Origin of the sequence: Deinococcus sp. KSM4-11 (assembly GCF_004801415.1) — a bacterium.
Classification (GTDB): domain Bacteria; phylum Deinococcota; class Deinococci; order Deinococcales; family Deinococcaceae; genus Deinococcus.
In genome coordinates this window covers 26,397-41,328 of the sequence record NZ_SSNX01000012.1, presented here as the reverse complement: position 1 = coordinate 41,328, position 14,932 = coordinate 26,397, and the positions used below count along the sequence as shown (strand labels likewise).

Annotated in this window: 12 protein-coding genes and 1 pseudogene; 6 read left to right on the top strand and 7 right to left on the bottom strand. The window is 68.1% G+C overall.

Annotation, left to right across the window (positions count from 1 at the left end; all coding sequences use genetic code 11):
• The 5 genes and pseudogenes from nagZ to E7T09_RS21420 all read left to right on the top strand — a co-directional run bounded on the left by nagZ (position 1) and on the right by E7T09_RS21420 (position 5,983).
• Positions 1-1,464, top strand: a complete 1,464-nt coding sequence (gene nagZ, locus E7T09_RS21440; RefSeq protein WP_240741931.1) for a beta-N-acetylhexosaminidase — start codon at positions 1-3, stop codon at positions 1,462-1,464.
• Between the two features lie 184 nt (positions 1,465-1,648).
• Positions 1,649-3,529 (top strand): molecular chaperone DnaK, encoded by a 1,881-nt coding sequence (dnaK, locus tag E7T09_RS21435; RefSeq protein WP_136391252.1) that lies wholly within the window; start codon positions 1,649-1,651, stop codon positions 3,527-3,529.
• A 126-nt stretch (positions 3,530-3,655) separates the two neighbouring features.
• Complete coding sequence (locus E7T09_RS21430) at positions 3,656-4,291, top strand: nucleotide exchange factor GrpE (RefSeq protein ID WP_240741930.1); 636 nt, start codon at positions 3,656-3,658, stop codon at positions 4,289-4,291.
• Positions 4,292-4,295: 4 nt separating this feature from the next.
• Positions 4,296-4,505 (top strand): annotated as a pseudogene (locus E7T09_RS22620) (VF530 family DNA-binding protein); the annotation flags it as partial.
• 554 nt (positions 4,506-5,059) lie between these two features.
• Positions 5,060-5,983, top strand: coding sequence for a DnaJ C-terminal domain-containing protein (locus E7T09_RS21420; protein WP_136391249.1), 924 nt, complete (start codon positions 5,060-5,062; stop codon positions 5,981-5,983).
• Positions 5,984-6,041: 58 nt separating this feature from the next.
• On the opposite strand, the gene E7T09_RS21415 is transcribed toward E7T09_RS21420, so the two are convergent.
• From E7T09_RS21415 to fba, 4 genes are all read right to left on the bottom strand, one after another.
• The gene (locus E7T09_RS21415) at positions 6,042-6,455 is read right to left on the bottom strand and encodes a CBS domain-containing protein (protein ID WP_136391248.1); all 414 of its coding nucleotides are present in this window, start codon (positions 6,453-6,455) and stop codon (positions 6,042-6,044) included.
• Between the two features lie 118 nt (positions 6,456-6,573).
• Positions 6,574-9,387 carry a S8 family serine peptidase gene (locus E7T09_RS22395; protein ID WP_136391247.1) on the bottom strand — a complete coding sequence of 938 codons (2,814 nt, stop codon included), beginning with the start codon at positions 9,385-9,387 and terminating at the stop codon, positions 6,574-6,576.
• Between the two features lie 166 nt (positions 9,388-9,553).
• Positions 9,554-10,264, bottom strand: a complete 711-nt coding sequence (locus tag E7T09_RS21405; RefSeq protein WP_136391246.1) for a hypothetical protein — start codon at positions 10,262-10,264, stop codon at positions 9,554-9,556.
• Between the two features lie 102 nt (positions 10,265-10,366).
• The gene (gene fba / locus E7T09_RS21400) at positions 10,367-11,284 is read right to left on the bottom strand and encodes a class II fructose-1,6-bisphosphate aldolase (protein WP_136391245.1); all 918 of its coding nucleotides are present in this window, start codon (positions 11,282-11,284) and stop codon (positions 10,367-10,369) included.
• 103 nt (positions 11,285-11,387) lie between these two features.
• Here fba and E7T09_RS21395 point away from each other — a divergent pair, with 103 nt between their 5' ends.
• Entirely contained in the window at positions 11,388-12,593 is a 1,206-nt protein-coding gene (locus E7T09_RS21395) for a PLP-dependent aminotransferase family protein (protein WP_136391244.1), read from the top strand.
• Between the two features lie 235 nt (positions 12,594-12,828).
• Here the strand turns inward: E7T09_RS21395 and E7T09_RS21390 are convergent, their stop codons facing one another.
• The 3 genes from E7T09_RS21390 to E7T09_RS21380 form a co-directional block, all read right to left on the bottom strand.
• Entirely contained in the window at positions 12,829-13,305 is a 477-nt protein-coding gene (locus tag E7T09_RS21390; RefSeq protein WP_136391243.1) for a hypothetical protein, read from the bottom strand.
• A gap of 257 nt (positions 13,306-13,562) precedes the next feature.
• A complete protein-coding gene (locus tag E7T09_RS21385) occupies positions 13,563-13,958 on the bottom strand; it encodes a VOC family protein (protein ID WP_136391242.1) in 396 nt (131 codons plus the stop codon).
• A complete protein-coding gene (locus E7T09_RS21380; protein ID WP_136391241.1) occupies positions 13,955-14,809 on the bottom strand; it encodes an alpha/beta fold hydrolase in 855 nt (284 codons plus the stop codon). The genes E7T09_RS21385 and E7T09_RS21380 overlap by 4 nt, the downstream gene beginning before the upstream one ends.
• Positions 14,810-14,932: the final 123 nt, after the last annotated feature.

Genomic DNA, 14,932 nt, shown 5'->3' with positions numbered 1-14,932 from the left:
ATGAAACCGGAACGCACCCTGATCATCGACCTCGCCGGGCCTGACCTGTCCCCCACCGAGGCCCGCTGGCTGCGGAACCATCCGGTGGGCGGCGTGTGTCTGTTCGCGCGCAACATCACCACCCCGGAGCGCACCGCGCGCCTCGTGGCGGACCTCCGCGACGCCCTGGGCCGGGATGTGCTGATCGCCACGGATCAGGAGGGCGGCGCGGTGTTGCGGCGGCTGGACGTGCCGCAGCCCCCCACGCCGCAGGGCCTGGGGGTACTCGACGACCCGGAGGCGGCGTACCGGGCCGGGCAGATCGCGGCGCGCGGCCTGCTGGAGCTGGGGATCAACTGGAATTACGCCCCCAGCGTGGACGTGAACGTCGATCCGCTGAACCCGGTCATCGGGGAGCGGTCGTTCGGCGCCGATCCGGCGCGCGTGGCGGCCCTGGGCGTCGCGTGGGCACGCGGCAGCGAGGACTCGGGCGTGCTGAGCGCCGTGAAGCACTTCCCCGGCCACGGGGATACGCGCGTGGACAGCCACCTGGCGCTGCCGGTCGTGGACAAGTCCCGCGCGGCGCTGGAGGCCGTCGAGTGGGTGCCGTTCCGCGCGGCCGTGCAGGCCGGGCTGGGCAGCATCATGACCGCGCACATCCTGTACCCGGCGCTGGACGCCGACCGTCCCGCGACCCTCTCCCCCGCCCTGCTGACGGGGCTGTTGCGCCGGGAGTGGGGGTTCGACGGCGTGATCGTGACCGACGCCATGGACATGAAGGCCGTGGCCGACCGCTACCCCGACGGCCAGGGCGCGGGCCTCGCCCTGATCGCCGGGGCGGACGCCGTGCTGGTGTGCGGGCACGGGGACGCCAACTTGCACGACGTCCACGCGCGGGCGCTGCACGAGGCATTGCGGAACGGCACACTGACGGAATCGCGCGTGGCCGAGGCCGCCGCGAGGCTCGATCGGGCGCTGGCCCGGTTCCCCGGCACGCCGCGTCCATACACGGCTGGACAGAGAACCGACGATGGACAGGCCATTGACCAGTGGGCGCAGCGGATGCTCACGTGGCACGGCGGGCGCGTTCACCTCGACCCCACCCGGCCTGTCCTGCTGCTGGCTCCCGCGCAGCCGGACGTGGGCGGCCCATATGGCAATAGTCTGAGCGGCGAGGCGCTGGCCGAGGCCCTGCGCGAGGTGTTTCCCAGACTCGCCTTCGCAGCGTCGGATGACCTGGCAGTGGCTCAGACCGCATTGAACGCACACCCGGATGTCCCGGTTCTCCTGGCGACGACGGGCCGCTGGGGGGTGCCCCAGAGCACGCGAACCCTGGCCGAAGCGCTGGCGCTGGAGGCCCGCCAGGCCCTGCATGTGGCGCTGTGGTCGCCGGACGCGGTGCAGGCCGTGCCGCTCCCGGCCGTGGTTACGCACGGGTTCCGGCCGGCGAACCTGCGGGCGCTGGCGGCGGCGCTGTCCGACTGAACGGCCGCGAGCCGCCAGAACGTCCAAGCTTTCTCGGGGATTCACCGTCCGTTGACCCTTGCGCCAGACTTGAGCGTAATGCACTCAAGTCTATTGACTCCCAAGAACTGTAGCCCTATGATGTGCGGAGTTCAGAACTGCTGCCCGAAAGGCGGCAGAATCTTACCCTGTAAGGAGTCAACCCATGGCCAAAGCTGTCGGAATCGATCTTGGTACCACCAACTCCGTGATCGCCGTTATGGAAGGCGGTCGCCCCGAAGTCATCGTCAACGCCGAGGGCGCGCGCACCACACCCTCGGTCGTCGCCTACAAGGGTGACGAACGCCTTGTCGGGCAGATCGCCCGCCGTCAGGCTGCCCTGAACCCCGCCGCCACCCTGTTCGAGGTCAAGCGCTTCATCGGCCGCCGCTGGGACGAGGTCAAGGAAGAAGCCGCGCGCAGCCCCTTCACCGTCAAGGAAGGCCCCGGTGGATCCGTGCGCATCACCGTGGACGGCAAGGACCTCGCGCCCGAGCAGGTCAGCGCCGAGGTGCTGCGCAAGCTGGTCACGGACGCCAGCAACAAACTGGGCCAGAAGATCACCGACGCTGTGATCACCGTGCCCGCATACTTCGACAACAGCCAGCGTGAAGCGACCAAGCAGGCCGGCGAGATTGCAGGCCTGAACGTCCTGCGCGTCATCAACGAACCCACCGCCGCCGCGCTGGCCTACGGCCTGGAACGCAAGGGCAACGAGACCGTGCTGGTCTTCGACCTGGGGGGCGGCACCTTCGACGTGACCATCCTGGAACTGGGCGACGGCGTGTTCGAGGTGAAATCCACCGCCGGTGACACGCACCTGGGCGGCGCGGACTTCGACCACCGCATCGTGGACTGGCTCGCGGGCGAGTTCGAGAAGGACCACAAGTTCGACCTCCGCAAGGACAAGCAGGCCCTCCAGCGCCTGATCGAAGCGGCCGAGAAGGCCAAGATCGAGCTGTCCAACGCGACCGAGACCAGCATCTCGCTGCCGTTCATCACCTTCGACCCGGAAACGCGCACTCCCATGCACCTGGAGCGCACCCTGACACGCGCGAAGTTCGAGGAACTGACCGGAGACCTGCTGCGCCGCGTGCGCAAGCCCGTCGAACAGGCCCTCAGCGACGCGAAACTGGACGCCAGCAAGATCGACGAAGTGATCCTGGTCGGCGGTTCCACCCGGATTCCGGCCGTGAAGCGCATCGTGCAGGAGATCGTCGGCAAGACGCCCAACGAGTCCGTGAACCCTGACGAAGCGGTGGCGCTGGGCGCGGCCGTGCAGGCCGGCATCATCCAGGGTGACTCGGCGCTGGGCGACATCGTGCTGGTGGACGTCACGCCGCTCACGCTGGGCGTGGAGGTCAAGGGCGGCATGATCGCCCCCATGATCACCCGCAACACCACCGTGCCCGCCAAGAAGACCGAGATTTACACCACCGCCGAGAACAACCAGCCGGGCGTGGAAATCGTGGTGTTGCAGGGCGAGCGCCCCATGGCCGCCGACAACAAGAGCCTGGGCCGCTTCAAGCTGGAGGGGATTCCCCCCATGCGCGCCGGTCAGGCCCAGATCGAAGTGACCTTCGACATCGACGCGAACGGCATCCTGCACGTGACCGCCAAGGAAAAGACCAGCGGCAAGGAATCCAGCATCCGCATCGAGAACACCACCACCCTCGACAAGGGTGACGTCGAGCGCATGGTGAAGGAAGCCGAGCAGAACGCCGACGCCGACAAGAAGCGCCGCGAGAAGGTCGAGAAGCGCAACAACCTCGACTCGCTGCGCGTCCAGGCCCTCGGGCAGATCGAGGAGAACGAAGGGGCCGCCCAGAGCGCCAAGGACAGCCTCAAGGCCGCTGCCGACGAGGCCGAGGAAGCCGTGCGCCTCGACGACGATGCCAGGATCGAGAGTGCGCAGAAGAAGCTGGAAGAGGAACTCCGCACCTTCATGACCGCCGCGCAGCAGGGCGCCCAGCCCGACGGTGGCCAGCAGGCTCCGCCCAAGGCCGACGACGACGTGATCGACGCGGACTTCAAACCCGCCGAGTAACGTCCTCCACACCAGCCAGTGACATTCCCAGGGAGAGGACGGCCGCGCGCCCCCTCTCCCGTTTTCTGCCGGGAACGCCGCCCGCCGCCTATGCTGAGCGCAATGTTCCGACGCCGAGGTAAACCCATGACTGATGACCACACCAAACACGGGGTGCCCACCGACCCCACCGACACCGACCTGAAGACCATCGACGCCGAGGCGCAGACCCTGGACGTGCCGGACACCGAGACGGACAACCTGGAGGAGGACGTGGACACGGCCTTCCCCGGCATGGACGAGAACATGTTCGGGCAGGTGCAGGAGATGATGGCGAAGCTCCAGAAGGCCGACGAGCTGGAGCAGGAGAACAACGACCTGCGCCTGAGACTGAGCCGGCTGGCCACCGACTTCGAGAGTTACCGCACGCGCACGCAGCAGGACGTGGCGTCCGCGCAGGGTCAGGGCATCAGCAAGGCTGCCGAGGCGCTGATGCCGGTGTACGACGACATCGACCGCGCCCTGAGCATGGTCAGCGACGACCCAGCGAAGCTGGTGCCGGGCATGCAGGCCGTGCAGGGCAAGGTGCTGGGCGTGTTCTCCGGCCTGGGCCTGGAGGCGACCGGGAAGGTGGGCGAGCACTTCGACCCGCAGTGGCACGAGGCGTTGCAGGCCGTACCGGGCGACGAGGACGACGTGATCGTGCAGGTGTACCAGCTGGGCTTCCGCATGGGAGACCGCCTGGTGCGCCCGGCCCGCGTGGTCGTGAGCAAGAAGGGCTGAGGCCATGACGGCGGGCCGCGACCTTCTGCACGGTGTGACCCTCCACTCCATCGTGGAGAAATTGCACGCCGAGTACGGCTGGGGGGAACTGGCCCGCCGCATCCCCGTGCGCTGCTTCCAGAGTGATCCGAGCGTAACGAGCAGCCTCAAGTTCCTGCGCAAGACGCCGTGGGCGCGGGAACAGGTCGAGGAGGAGTACCGGCGGCTCGCACGGCGGGAGGACGGCAACCCGCTGACGCTGGCGCTGAAGCATGGGGAGCTGGAGGAGTTTGCCCGCATGCTCGGCTCGGGCACCATGAGCCAGAACCGCGTGCATGGCGCGCTGGGGTGGGCGCTGCGGCACCTGCCACCGACCGGCGACACCCTGGTCAAGGTGCTGCTGCCGCTGCTGGAGAGGATCGAGGACGTGGCGTTCTGGCCGGATCACGCGCCGCTGCCGCTGCTGAACCTCGCCATCGACCGGGACGCGCCGCCCGCCCTGATCCGCGAAGTGCTGAGCCGGGGCGCGGACGCGAACGACCCACGCTTCTGGCTGCCGCTGCTGCACACGGTGGACGTGGAAGGGCAGGCCTACCGGGACAAGCGCCGCGCGCCCCGCACGGACGTGCTCGACCTACTGTTGACGCACGGCGCCGAGCCTTCACGGGCCGACGCGCGCGGCAACACGGCGCTGGGTATCGCGCAGGCATACGGGCTCAGAGCGTTCGTGAACAAGCTGCACCCGCCTGTCGCCTGACCACGGACGGACCCGCAGGAAGGAGGAACCACATGGCCTACAAGGATTACTACGACGTCCTGGGCGTGGCCCGCAGCGCGTCCGAGGCGGATATCAAGTCGGCGTACCGTAAGCTGGCCAAGCAGTACCACCCGGACAAGAACGCCGGAGACGAGAAGTCCGCCGAGCGCTTCAAGGAGATCGGTGAGGCCTACGCCGCGCTGAGCGATCCGGAAAAACGCAAGGTGTACGACCAGTTCGGACATACCGGGCAGGTGCCCCCTGGGTACGGTGGCGGCGCGGGCGCAGGCGGCGGTTTCCAGGGCGGGGATTTCTCGGGCTTCGATCCCAGCCAGTTCAGCGACTTCTTCCAGGGCCTGTTCGGCATGGGCGGGCGCGGCGCGGGCGGTGGGTTCCGGAACCCGGCGGGTCAGCAGGTGAACCTCGAAGACCTGCTGGGCGGCGGTGGGCTGGGCGGCGGGAGGCGGTTCGTGCAGAACGTGGAGGGCGAATTGCAGGTCACGCTGGAGGAAGCCTTCGCGGGCAGTGACGAGGTCATCAACGTGGACGGCAAGAGGCTCAGCCTGCGCGTCCCGGCGGGCACCCGTGACGGCGCGCGGCTGCGGCTGGCCGGGCAGGGACCCGGCGGCGGGGACGTCCTGCTGACCATCCGCGTGCTGGAGGACGCCCGCTTCGAGCTGGACGGCGACCACCTGACCACCAGCGTGGACGTGCCGGCGCCCGTGGCGGCGCTGGGCGGGGACGTGAAGGTGCAGACCATCAGCGGCGGCGCGGGGCACCTGAGCGTCCCGGCGGGCAGCAGTGGCGGGCGGCGCATGCGGCTGCGCGGGCAGGGCTGGCCGAGGAAGGACGGCTCGCGCGGCGACCTGTACGTGCGCCTGAACGTGACGGTGCCCAAAACCCTCAGCGACCGGGAAAAGGAGCTGTACCAGCAGTTGCGGGAACTGGCGCACTGACGAAGAGCATCCGAAAGACCGCCCTAGCATTACGCTAGGGCGGTCTTTTCTATCCTGTTCAGGTCGGTTTGCTGATGCCTTCCAGCGCGGTCTTGTCGGCGGTGCTGCCTTCCAGGTTGGCCAGATCAGCGAGGCTCACGATCCCCACGACCTTACCGCCCCGCGTGACGGGCAGGCGCTTGATCTGACGGCCCGCCATCTCGCGCGCGGCGTCCTGCACGTCCGTGTCGGCGTCCATGCTGTACACGCCCTCCGTCGTGTAGTCGGTCACGGGCGTGCCGAAGTCGTGCCCGAAGGCCACGGCGCGCACGACGATGTCCCGATCCGTGATGATGCCGCGCAGGTCGTCGCCGTCCATGATCAGGACGCTGCCGATGTCCTCCTGGGCCATCAGCGTGGCCACTTCCTTGAGGGTCGCTCCGGCGTCGGTGGTCGTGAGCTGCATGGTCATGATGTCCGAGAGCTTCGTCATGTGCCGCAGTCTGACCAGGTGGACGCACCGGCGGATGGCAGGACGGTCAAGGCAGCCTGGGAAAGCGCGAAGCGGGGGAGGAACCCGGATGGGCCCTCCCCCGCTTTCCAAGGCGCCCTTACTTCATCAGCCAGTTGAAGGCGACCTTGAGCAGGCTGGACTGCTGGGCGGGCGCGAGCCCTTCCAGGCCGAAGCCCATGGTGATGGTGCGGTAGCTGCCCGCATCGTTCACGACGATCGCGCCGGCGTTGTCGCGGGCTTCCTGCGCGCTGATGCGCTGGGCCTGGGCCTTGGCGTTCGCGCGGGCGCCGTTGCCATCCTGGCGGATGCTCTGCGCCTTCACGCTCTGCGCGGTGGCGTTCGCGCTGCCGTACGACGCGGCCACGTAACTGCCATTCAGATCCGCGATCACGTCCGGGTAGTACTGATCCATGGCGCTGCCGCCCGCGTTCAGGGTGTACGAGGCGCTGCCCAGCATGCCACGCGTCACGAACTTCGCGATGCCGCTGGAATCGGCCAGCAGGGTGGTCTTCAGGGTGCCGCGGTAGAAGTCGCTGGTGCCGATGTCGTAGCCGATGTCCTGCCCGGTCACGATCAGGCGTCCGCCACGGGCGAGGTACTGGCGCAGCGTGTTCTGGTCAGCGGGCGTGATGGTGTTCTGGTAGGCCTCCCCGGTCGCCCAGATGACGATGTCGGCCCGCTGGAGTTCGCTCAGGGGCACCGCGCCCTGGGTCTGGGTGTTGAACACGAAGGCCCCACCGCTGGCCGCGTTCGCCTTGATGGCGTCCCGCAGGGCGTTCGTCACGTCGGCACCCTGGCCCATGTCGTCGTCAATCAGGAGGACGGTGGGTTTGCCGCCCGTGGTGCCGCCGGGAGCGGGAACTGGCGCAGGAGCAGGGGCCGGGGCTGGCGCGGGCTGACCGCTGACGGGCTTGATGAAGCAGCCCTTGGCGAGACCGGGCGCCGGGTCACGGCCCCACGCGGCGACGCTGCACGCAAAGCCGTCGGTGCCGGTGCCCGTCAGGTACTTGCCGTCGGTGCCGAAGGCCGCTTGGCGCTGGCCGCTGAATTTGCAGGTCTGGCCGTCCAGGGCGCAGAGGTCATAGCCGGCCGGGCCGGTGGGCTGTTTCGACGGTGCGGGCGTGGGGGCCGGAGTGGGGGCGGGGGTCGGAGCAGGCGCTGGGGCGGGGGCGGGCTGGCCGCTCGCAGGCTTGATGAAGCAGCCCTTGGTCAGGCCGGGGGCTGGGTCGCTGCCCCAGGCCGAGACGCTGCAGTTGAAGCCGTCCGTGGCCGTGCCGGTCAGGTACTTGCCCTCGGTGCCGAACGCGGCCTGACGCTGCCCGCTGAACTTGCACTGCTGCCCCTCGACCGCGCACAGGTCATAGCCGGCGGGGCCGGTTGGCTGCTTGGACGGCGCTGGAGTCGGTGCTGGCGTGGGGGCGGGAGTAGGCGCAGGGGTCGGGGTGGGGGCGGGCGTCGGGGTGGGCTTGGGCGCAGGAGCCGGGGCGGGGGCGGGCGCCGGAGCCGGAGCCGGGGCGGGGGCGGGCGCCGGAGCCGGAGCCGGGGCGGGCGCGGGCGCGCTGACGTTCACGCCCAGCTTGCCGAGCGCGCCTGGCAGACTGATCAGGCCGTAGCCGACGTTGTTGTTCTTGCTGCCCGCGTTGCTGGCGCTGGAGTACAGCGCGTTCTTGATGGCCTCCACGGACGTGCCGGGCTTGGCCGAGAGCATGACCGCCACGGCGCCCGCCGTGATCGGGCTGGCCTGCGAGGAACCGCTGAGCGCGCCGTACTTGTTGCCGGGGAAGGAACTGGTGATGTCCACGCCGGGCGCGGCGATGTCCGGCTTGATGAAGGTGCCCTTGATGCCGCTGTTCCACGTGACCGGGCCGCGCGAGCTGAAGCTGGCGACCTGCCCGTTCTGATCCACGGCGCCCACGCCGATGGCGTCGGGAAGGTTCCCTGGGCTGCCGGTCGTGCCGCCCGCCGGGCCGAAGTTCCCGATGGCGAAGACGGGCACGATCCCGGCCTTGAGCATGTTCTGCACGGGCACGATGAATTCGTCGTAGGTGCCGGGAATGCCGAGGCTCATGTTCACGACGTTCGCGCCGTCGTTCGTGTCGGCGTTGTTGTCCGGGTCGATCACATACTGCATGCCGGCGATCACCTGCGCAAAGGTGCCCTCGTTGTTCGGCAGCACCAGGGCGCTGATGATCTTCGCGTCCGGGGCGACGCCCACGGTGTTCCCGACCAGCAGGCCGGCCGTGTGCGTGCCGTGCTCGGTCGTGTCGTGCGGCTGGCTGTTCACGCGGTCGCCGGATTCGTTGAATTCCGCGAAGGACAGCAGTTTTCCGGCCAGCTGCGAGTGGCTGGCGTCGATCCCGGAGTCCAGGTGCCCGATCCGGACACCCTGGCCCTTGAATCCGGCCGCCCACGCCTGCGGCGCGCCGATCTTCGCGAGGTGCCACGGTTCCCCGGCCGCCGCCGCCGAGGCGCTCAGCGCCTTGGCCCGCTGTGGGGCAGGAATCTGCACCTTGAAGTTCTCGAATACGTCCGTCACGAAGGGCAGCGCGGCCAGAGCGCGGGCCTGCACGGGCGTCAGTGGCAGGTAGATGCTCTGGTCGAGCCACAGCTGCGTGGCCTTGCCGGACTTGATGGCCTGGTTGATAAAGCCCGCTGCCGCCCCGAACTGGTTCAGGCGGCTCACGAGCTGCCCGCGCAGGTTCTTGAGCTGGGCGCGGCCGCGTTCGTCGTTGCCGAAAGCGAAGCGCACGATCACGCCGACCTGTGTCTGGTCGCCCTTCTTGGCGCGTTCCAGCAGGGTGGGTGACAGACCGGCCGCGCCCGCCGTGGAGACGCTGGCCGTCAGGAGGGCGGCACCGAGCAGCAACGCTCCAGGTCGGAAGACGTGCCTTCGTGTAGCTGGGATTCTCATGAACGCCAGCGTAGCGGGCGGCGCGTGACCCGCCCTGAATGTCACGTGAGGAACCCTTGAGCTGAGGTCAGGGGGTCATCAGACTGATGGGGGGTGTGCCGTCACTTCAGCCGTCCGGGCGCTAAGACCCACCGGAGGGCAGGCTTCCTGCTCGACAGCGAGGGAATCAGCGGGTGTAGCTGAGGATGACCTCGCCCTGGTTCAGGACGTTCTTGATCATGCTGGTGCGCTTGTAACTCAGGATGATCTGCCCGTCGTCAAGCTGCAGCAGGTTCAGGGTGCCGCGCACGCCGTTCCCGGCACGCGCATCGTTCCCGATGACCTTCCACAGGAATCCGGTGATGACCTTCAGACCGCTGTCCTGGTCGAGGGTGGGGGCCACGTTCACGGGCCGCGCCGAGTAGCCTTCCGGGCCGTGCATCTCGCCGGTCTTCAGGTCGATGTACACGCCCTTGAGCACCCCCTTGAGACCATCGGCATCGCCGAAGGACACCCGGCCCGCATCGCGGGTGACCGGCAGGTGCAGGCTCTTGCCACTTTTCGCCAGGGTCGTCTCGAACACCAGATAGCGCGCGAACTCGTCCTTGGAGAAGCCGAGGCGGGGATCGTAGGTGGGCTTGATGCCGCTCTGCACATCCGACAGTACCTTGTTCAGGGCCTCGGGGCTGCCCTGCGCCTGCGCGACCCTGACCTGCAGATCCACCACGGAGATCCCAGCCTTGCGCTGCATCACATCGACCGTCTGTCCGGGGGCGGGCAGCATGGACGACAGCCGGGCCTGCCAGCCGCTGCCCAGGCTGGGCGGCAGCAGATCGCCCTGCGCGGCCGAACTCAGCCCGCTCAGCAGCAGTGGATACAGGAAAAAGGCCGCCCTCATGCAACAGCGAGCATAAGGCGGCCGGGTGAGAATTCTCAGCGAGTTGGATGCCCCCTGGGAGGGGACTTCGGGGGCATCTTCTCCCCCCGCCATGCGGTCAGCTCAGGCCTTGCCGACGCTGCCCAGCACGCGCATCTTGTGCTCGATCACCTGGGCCATCACGTCGCGGGCCGGGCCGAAGATCTTGCGCGGGTCGAATTCCTTGGCATTCGCCGCCAGGGCCTCGCGGATCCCCACCGTGCTCGCCAGCCGCAGATCCGTGTCCACGTTCACCTTGGCGATGCCGTGCTGGCACGCCTCGCGCAGATCGTCGTCGGCAATGCCGGCCGCCTCGCCGATCTCGCCGCCGGCCTTGCGGAAGCGTTCCACGATCTCCTGGGGCACGCCGCTGGAACCATGCGCCACGAGCGGAATGCTGAGCATCTCGCCGATCTTCGTGATGCGCGCCTGGTCGATGTACGGTCGGCCCTTGCCCTTGAAGGCCCCGTGGCTGGTGCCGATGGCGATGGCCAGGTAATCGGTGCCGGTCTGCTCGACGAACTGCACGGCTTCGTCGGGATCGGTCAGGAAGGCGTCCTTCTCGTCCACGACGATGTGCTCCTCGATGCCGCCCAGACGCCCGAGTTCCGCCTCCACGCTGATGCCCATGGCGTGCGCGGCCTCCACGACACGCCGGGTCTCGTGGACGTTCTCCTCGAAGTTGTGGTGCGACGCGTCGATCATGATGCTGGTGAAGCCCATCTTGATGGCATTCAGCGCCGAGGCGTAACTGCTGCCGTGGTCGAGGTGCAGCGCGACGGGCACCGTGGCCCGCTTGGCGAGGTCGATCACGATGTTCGCCAGATCCTGCCCGCCGTACTTGATGGCGCCCTCGGACATCTGCACCATCACGGGGCTGCGGAGTTTCTCGGCGGTGTGGATGATCGCCTGCGTGATCTCCATGTTGTTGGTGTTGAACGAGCCGACACCGTACTTGCCGGCGCGGGCGGGAACCAGGATGTCGTTACCAGTGACGAGCATGTGTTGCCTCCTTGAGCGTTCCCAGTTTACGCGTCCACCCGAACCGGCCAACAAGGCACGTCCAGTCTGATGCCAGCCGGGCACGCGGCGTAGCATGGCGGGCATGACCAACGCGACCTCCTTCAACTTCCAGGCGGCCTTCGCCACGCGCGTGCGCGGCATGACGGCCAGCGCCATTCGCGAGATCCTGAAGGTCACCCAGCAGCCGGACGTGATCAGCTTCGCCGGGGGCCTGCCCGCCCCGGAACTGTTCCCGCTGGATGCCGTGCGCGCCGCCACGACCGCCGCGCTGGACAGGTACGGTCCGGCCGCACTGCAGTACTCCACGACCGAGGGCCACCCGCCGCTGCGCGAGTGGATCGGGCAGCAGGCCGGTATTCCCGCGCAGAACGTGCAGATCCTGACCGGCAGCCAGCAGGGCCTGGACCTGCTCGGCAAGATCCTGATCTCCGAGGGCGACACGGTGCTGGTGGAAGCCCCCACGTACCTGGGCGCGCTCCAGTCCTTCCAGCCGTACCTGCCGAACTACGTGCAGCTGCCCACCGACGAGGGCGGCATCGACGTGGACGCCCTGGAAGACATTCTGAAGACCACGCGGGCCAAGCTCCTGTACGCCGTGCCGAACTTCCAGAACCCGACCGGCCGCACCCTGAATCTGGAACGCCGCAAGCGACTCGTGGAACTCACCGCGCAGCACGGCGTCCTGGTCATTGAGGACGATCCCTACGGCGCGCTGCGCTTCACCGGCGAGGCGCTGCCCAGCCTGTACTCGCTGGGCCTGGAACTTGCGGGAAGCGTCGACCAGAACCACATCATCTACAGCAGTTCCTTCTCCAAGACCCTGGTGCCCGGCCTGCGCGACGCGTGGGTGCAGGCGGCCCGCCCGATCATCCAGAAGCTGATCATGGCCAAGCAGGGCGCGGATCTGCACACGCCCACGCTGAACCAGATGATCGTGACCGAACTGCTGCCCATCCTGCCCGCTCAGATCGAGACCGTGAAGAAGGCCTACGGCGAGCGCGCCCAGCACATGATGGCCCGCATCGCCACCGATTTCCCCGGCGATACCCAGCACACGGTGCCGGAGGGCGGCATGTTCCTGTGGGTCACGCTGCCGGAGGGGATCGACACCCAGGCCATGCTGCCGCGTGCGGTCGAACGCAAGGTCGCGTACGTGCCCGGCAGTCCCTTCTACGCCCTGGGCGGCGGCGAGAACACCATGCGCCTGAGCTACTGCACCGCCACGCCCGATCAGATTGAAAAGGGGATCAAGGCCCTGGGAGACACTATTCGGGAAGCGCTGAACTGAAGACCGTCGGTTACCCGTGTGAGCCGTAAACACAGGCGGACATTCCTAAGGAAGCATTGAGCGCGGCCCTCAGTTGAGGGCCGCGCTCGATTCTCCACATGAATCCTACTGAAGCGCCGGTAACGGCCAGCGGGGGCGATGGGTGACATTCCCTGCCCGGTAGTACTGTCGGTGGGTCGAAGTCGGTGCTCAGCGTCGAAGCTCGCTGGAACATCACACGCAGAGTGGCCGTTGTTCAGTTGCCGTACAGCACGAACACGTCGGCGGTGTTGGCGGTGCTGGTGCCCTCGGTGTACGAGAACATGGCGACATACTTGCCCGATCCGTTCGCGTACACGAGTTCTTCCTTGTTGCTCATGCGGGTGCGGGGCAGGGCGTTGTACTTGCTGAACGCCACCTGCTGGTAGCCCTGGGCGCGCGTCTTGTAGATCAGATCGTGGAACACCGAGCCCCAGCGGCGCACGCCGTACACCTCGACCCAGCGTACGGGAACGCCGTTGGCCTTGCCCGTCGCCATCACGTCCGCCGCCAGCTGCTGCGCGCCCACGTCACAGGCCCGCTGCACCTGAGCGCCTCCGTTGCTGCTCGGGTACTCAATCTTCACCAGGCCGTTGTAAGCGTAGGTCGGCGCTTTGACACACGCTGCCTGCGCTCCGGCCACTCCCGTCAGACTGACGATCGCACTGCTCAACATCCATCTGCTGATGGTCATTCCTGCCTCCAGGTGAGTGTTTTCGTTCGATGTCGTTCTGACCGAGGCTAAGGAGCAGGCATGTGCGGTCACTGAGAGTTGTCCCCAGGGACATTGCGGTTTCGGGCGTGGGGGTCGTGAACACCTGACCCCAAGTTCCGGCAAACCCTTGACGGTCAGCCAGCCGAGTGGCAGCGAAACTGGAGAGATGGCAAAGCAGCGCCCTGTCGGCAAACCAGCCGACAGGCGTGAACTCTGTGTCTTCCGGTCTTACCGCTCTACTTGGCGATCTCCCAGATCTGGCCGCTCGGGTCGCGGAAGCTGGCGGTGCGGATGCCCCAGGGGCGATCCATCGGGCCGTTGATGAAGGTGACGCCGCGCGCCGCGAGTTCGGCGCACATCGCGTCGACGTCGTCCACGGTCAGGGTGAAGACCGCGCGGGCTCCGGCATCCTGGGGGGCGACGGCCGCCGGCTCGACCAGTTCCGGCGCGTTGGCGATGGTCAGGAGGTTCAGCATGGTGTTCCCGAACAGGAACACGGCCGAGTCCGCGTTCTCGTGCACCACGGGCAGGCCGAAGACCTCCTGGTAGAACGCTTTCGTGGCGGGCAGATCCTCGGTGAACAGGGTGATGGCGGTGAGGCCACGCGGCCACGCGGTCGGGATGTCACTCATGGTCGGTCTCCTGTGGGGTGGTTGAGCTGACTCCGCAGCCACTCCAGCGCAGCTTCGGCGTGATTCAGGACGGAGATGTGCCCGTCGCCGGGCATGAGTCGAAGGTCGGAATTCGGGATGACATGGGCGAGCCATTCGCTGTGGGTGGCGGGCACCATGCGGTCGAGCTGGCCGTGGAGCAGCAGCGTGGGCACGCGGATGCCATGGGGGTCGAAGCCCCATGGACAGACATAGGCGAGGTCGTCGTCGATCAGCGGGGCGGGGCCAGCCTGCAGGGCGGGGCCGACGACGCTGTTCAGCCAGCTCCACGGACCGTTCAGGGCGGCGTGGTCGGCAGGGGTGAACACCTCGGGGTCGAAGGGCGGCTCCGTCGCCTCGAACGCCTCCTTGGTGGCGCGTCTGGCGGCGGCCGCTTCCAGGGCGGCGGGCGAGTGCATGCCCGCGTACCAGTCGAGGTCGGCCGCGCCGTACGGCGCCAGCCCGGCCACGCTGATGGCGGCGACCACCCGCTCTGGCAGCAGGGCGGCGCAGGAGAGGGCGTGCGGGCCGCCGCCGGAGTGGCCCAGCACGGCAATGTGGTGCAGCTCCAGCGTGTCGGCCAGGGCGGCCACATCGGCGGCGGCCGAGGCGACGGAACGGTTCCTGCGAGGGGAACTGCCGCCGTAGCCAGGCCGGTCGTAGCCGATCAGGCGCAGGCCCAGCCGCGCGGCGGCGGTGAACAGGGGTTCGGGCGGCGAGCCGATGTTCGGGGTGCCGTGGTGCCAGATCACGGGGAAGGCGGCCCGGGGGCCGGTGTCGTACACGTGCAGGGTGCGGCCGTCTGGCAGCGTCAGGTTCAGCTCGTCGATCATGGCCCTCCATTCGTCATCTGGCGATATCGCTTGGCGTGATTCTGTTCTAACACGAATATGATTCGAGGAACAAGCCTTCGCTCGCCGGCACCTCGGCCGGCATCCGGCCCATACTGCGGGCAG

Coding starts and splice junctions, on each gene's coding strand:
- E7T09_RS21430 (WP_240741930.1), top strand. CDS start 3,656: ATGACTGATGACCACACCAAACACGGGGTGCCCACCGACCCCACCGAC.
- E7T09_RS21405 (WP_136391246.1), bottom strand. CDS start 10,264: ATGAGGGCGGCCTTTTTCCTGTATCCACTGCTGCTGAGCGGGCTGAGT.
- dnaK (WP_136391252.1), top strand. CDS start 1,649: ATGGCCAAAGCTGTCGGAATCGATCTTGGTACCACCAACTCCGTGATC.
- E7T09_RS21420 (WP_136391249.1), top strand. CDS start 5,060: ATGGCCTACAAGGATTACTACGACGTCCTGGGCGTGGCCCGCAGCGCG.
- E7T09_RS21415 (WP_136391248.1), bottom strand. CDS start 6,455: ATGACGAAGCTCTCGGACATCATGACCATGCAGCTCACGACCACCGAC.
- fba (WP_136391245.1), bottom strand. CDS start 11,284: ATGCTCGTCACTGGTAACGACATCCTGGTTCCCGCCCGCGCCGGCAAG.
- E7T09_RS21395 (WP_136391244.1), top strand. CDS start 11,388: ATGACCAACGCGACCTCCTTCAACTTCCAGGCGGCCTTCGCCACGCGC.
- E7T09_RS22395 (WP_136391247.1), bottom strand. CDS start 9,387: ATGAGAATCCCAGCTACACGAAGGCACGTCTTCCGACCTGGAGCGTTG.
- E7T09_RS21380 (WP_136391241.1), bottom strand. CDS start 14,809: ATGATCGACGAGCTGAACCTGACGCTGCCAGACGGCCGCACCCTGCAC.
- nagZ (WP_240741931.1), top strand. CDS start 1: ATGAAACCGGAACGCACCCTGATCATCGACCTCGCCGGGCCTGACCTG.
- E7T09_RS21385 (WP_136391242.1), bottom strand. CDS start 13,958: ATGAGTGACATCCCGACCGCGTGGCCGCGTGGCCTCACCGCCATCACC.
- E7T09_RS21390 (WP_136391243.1), bottom strand. CDS start 13,305: ATGACCATCAGCAGATGGATGTTGAGCAGTGCGATCGTCAGTCTGACG.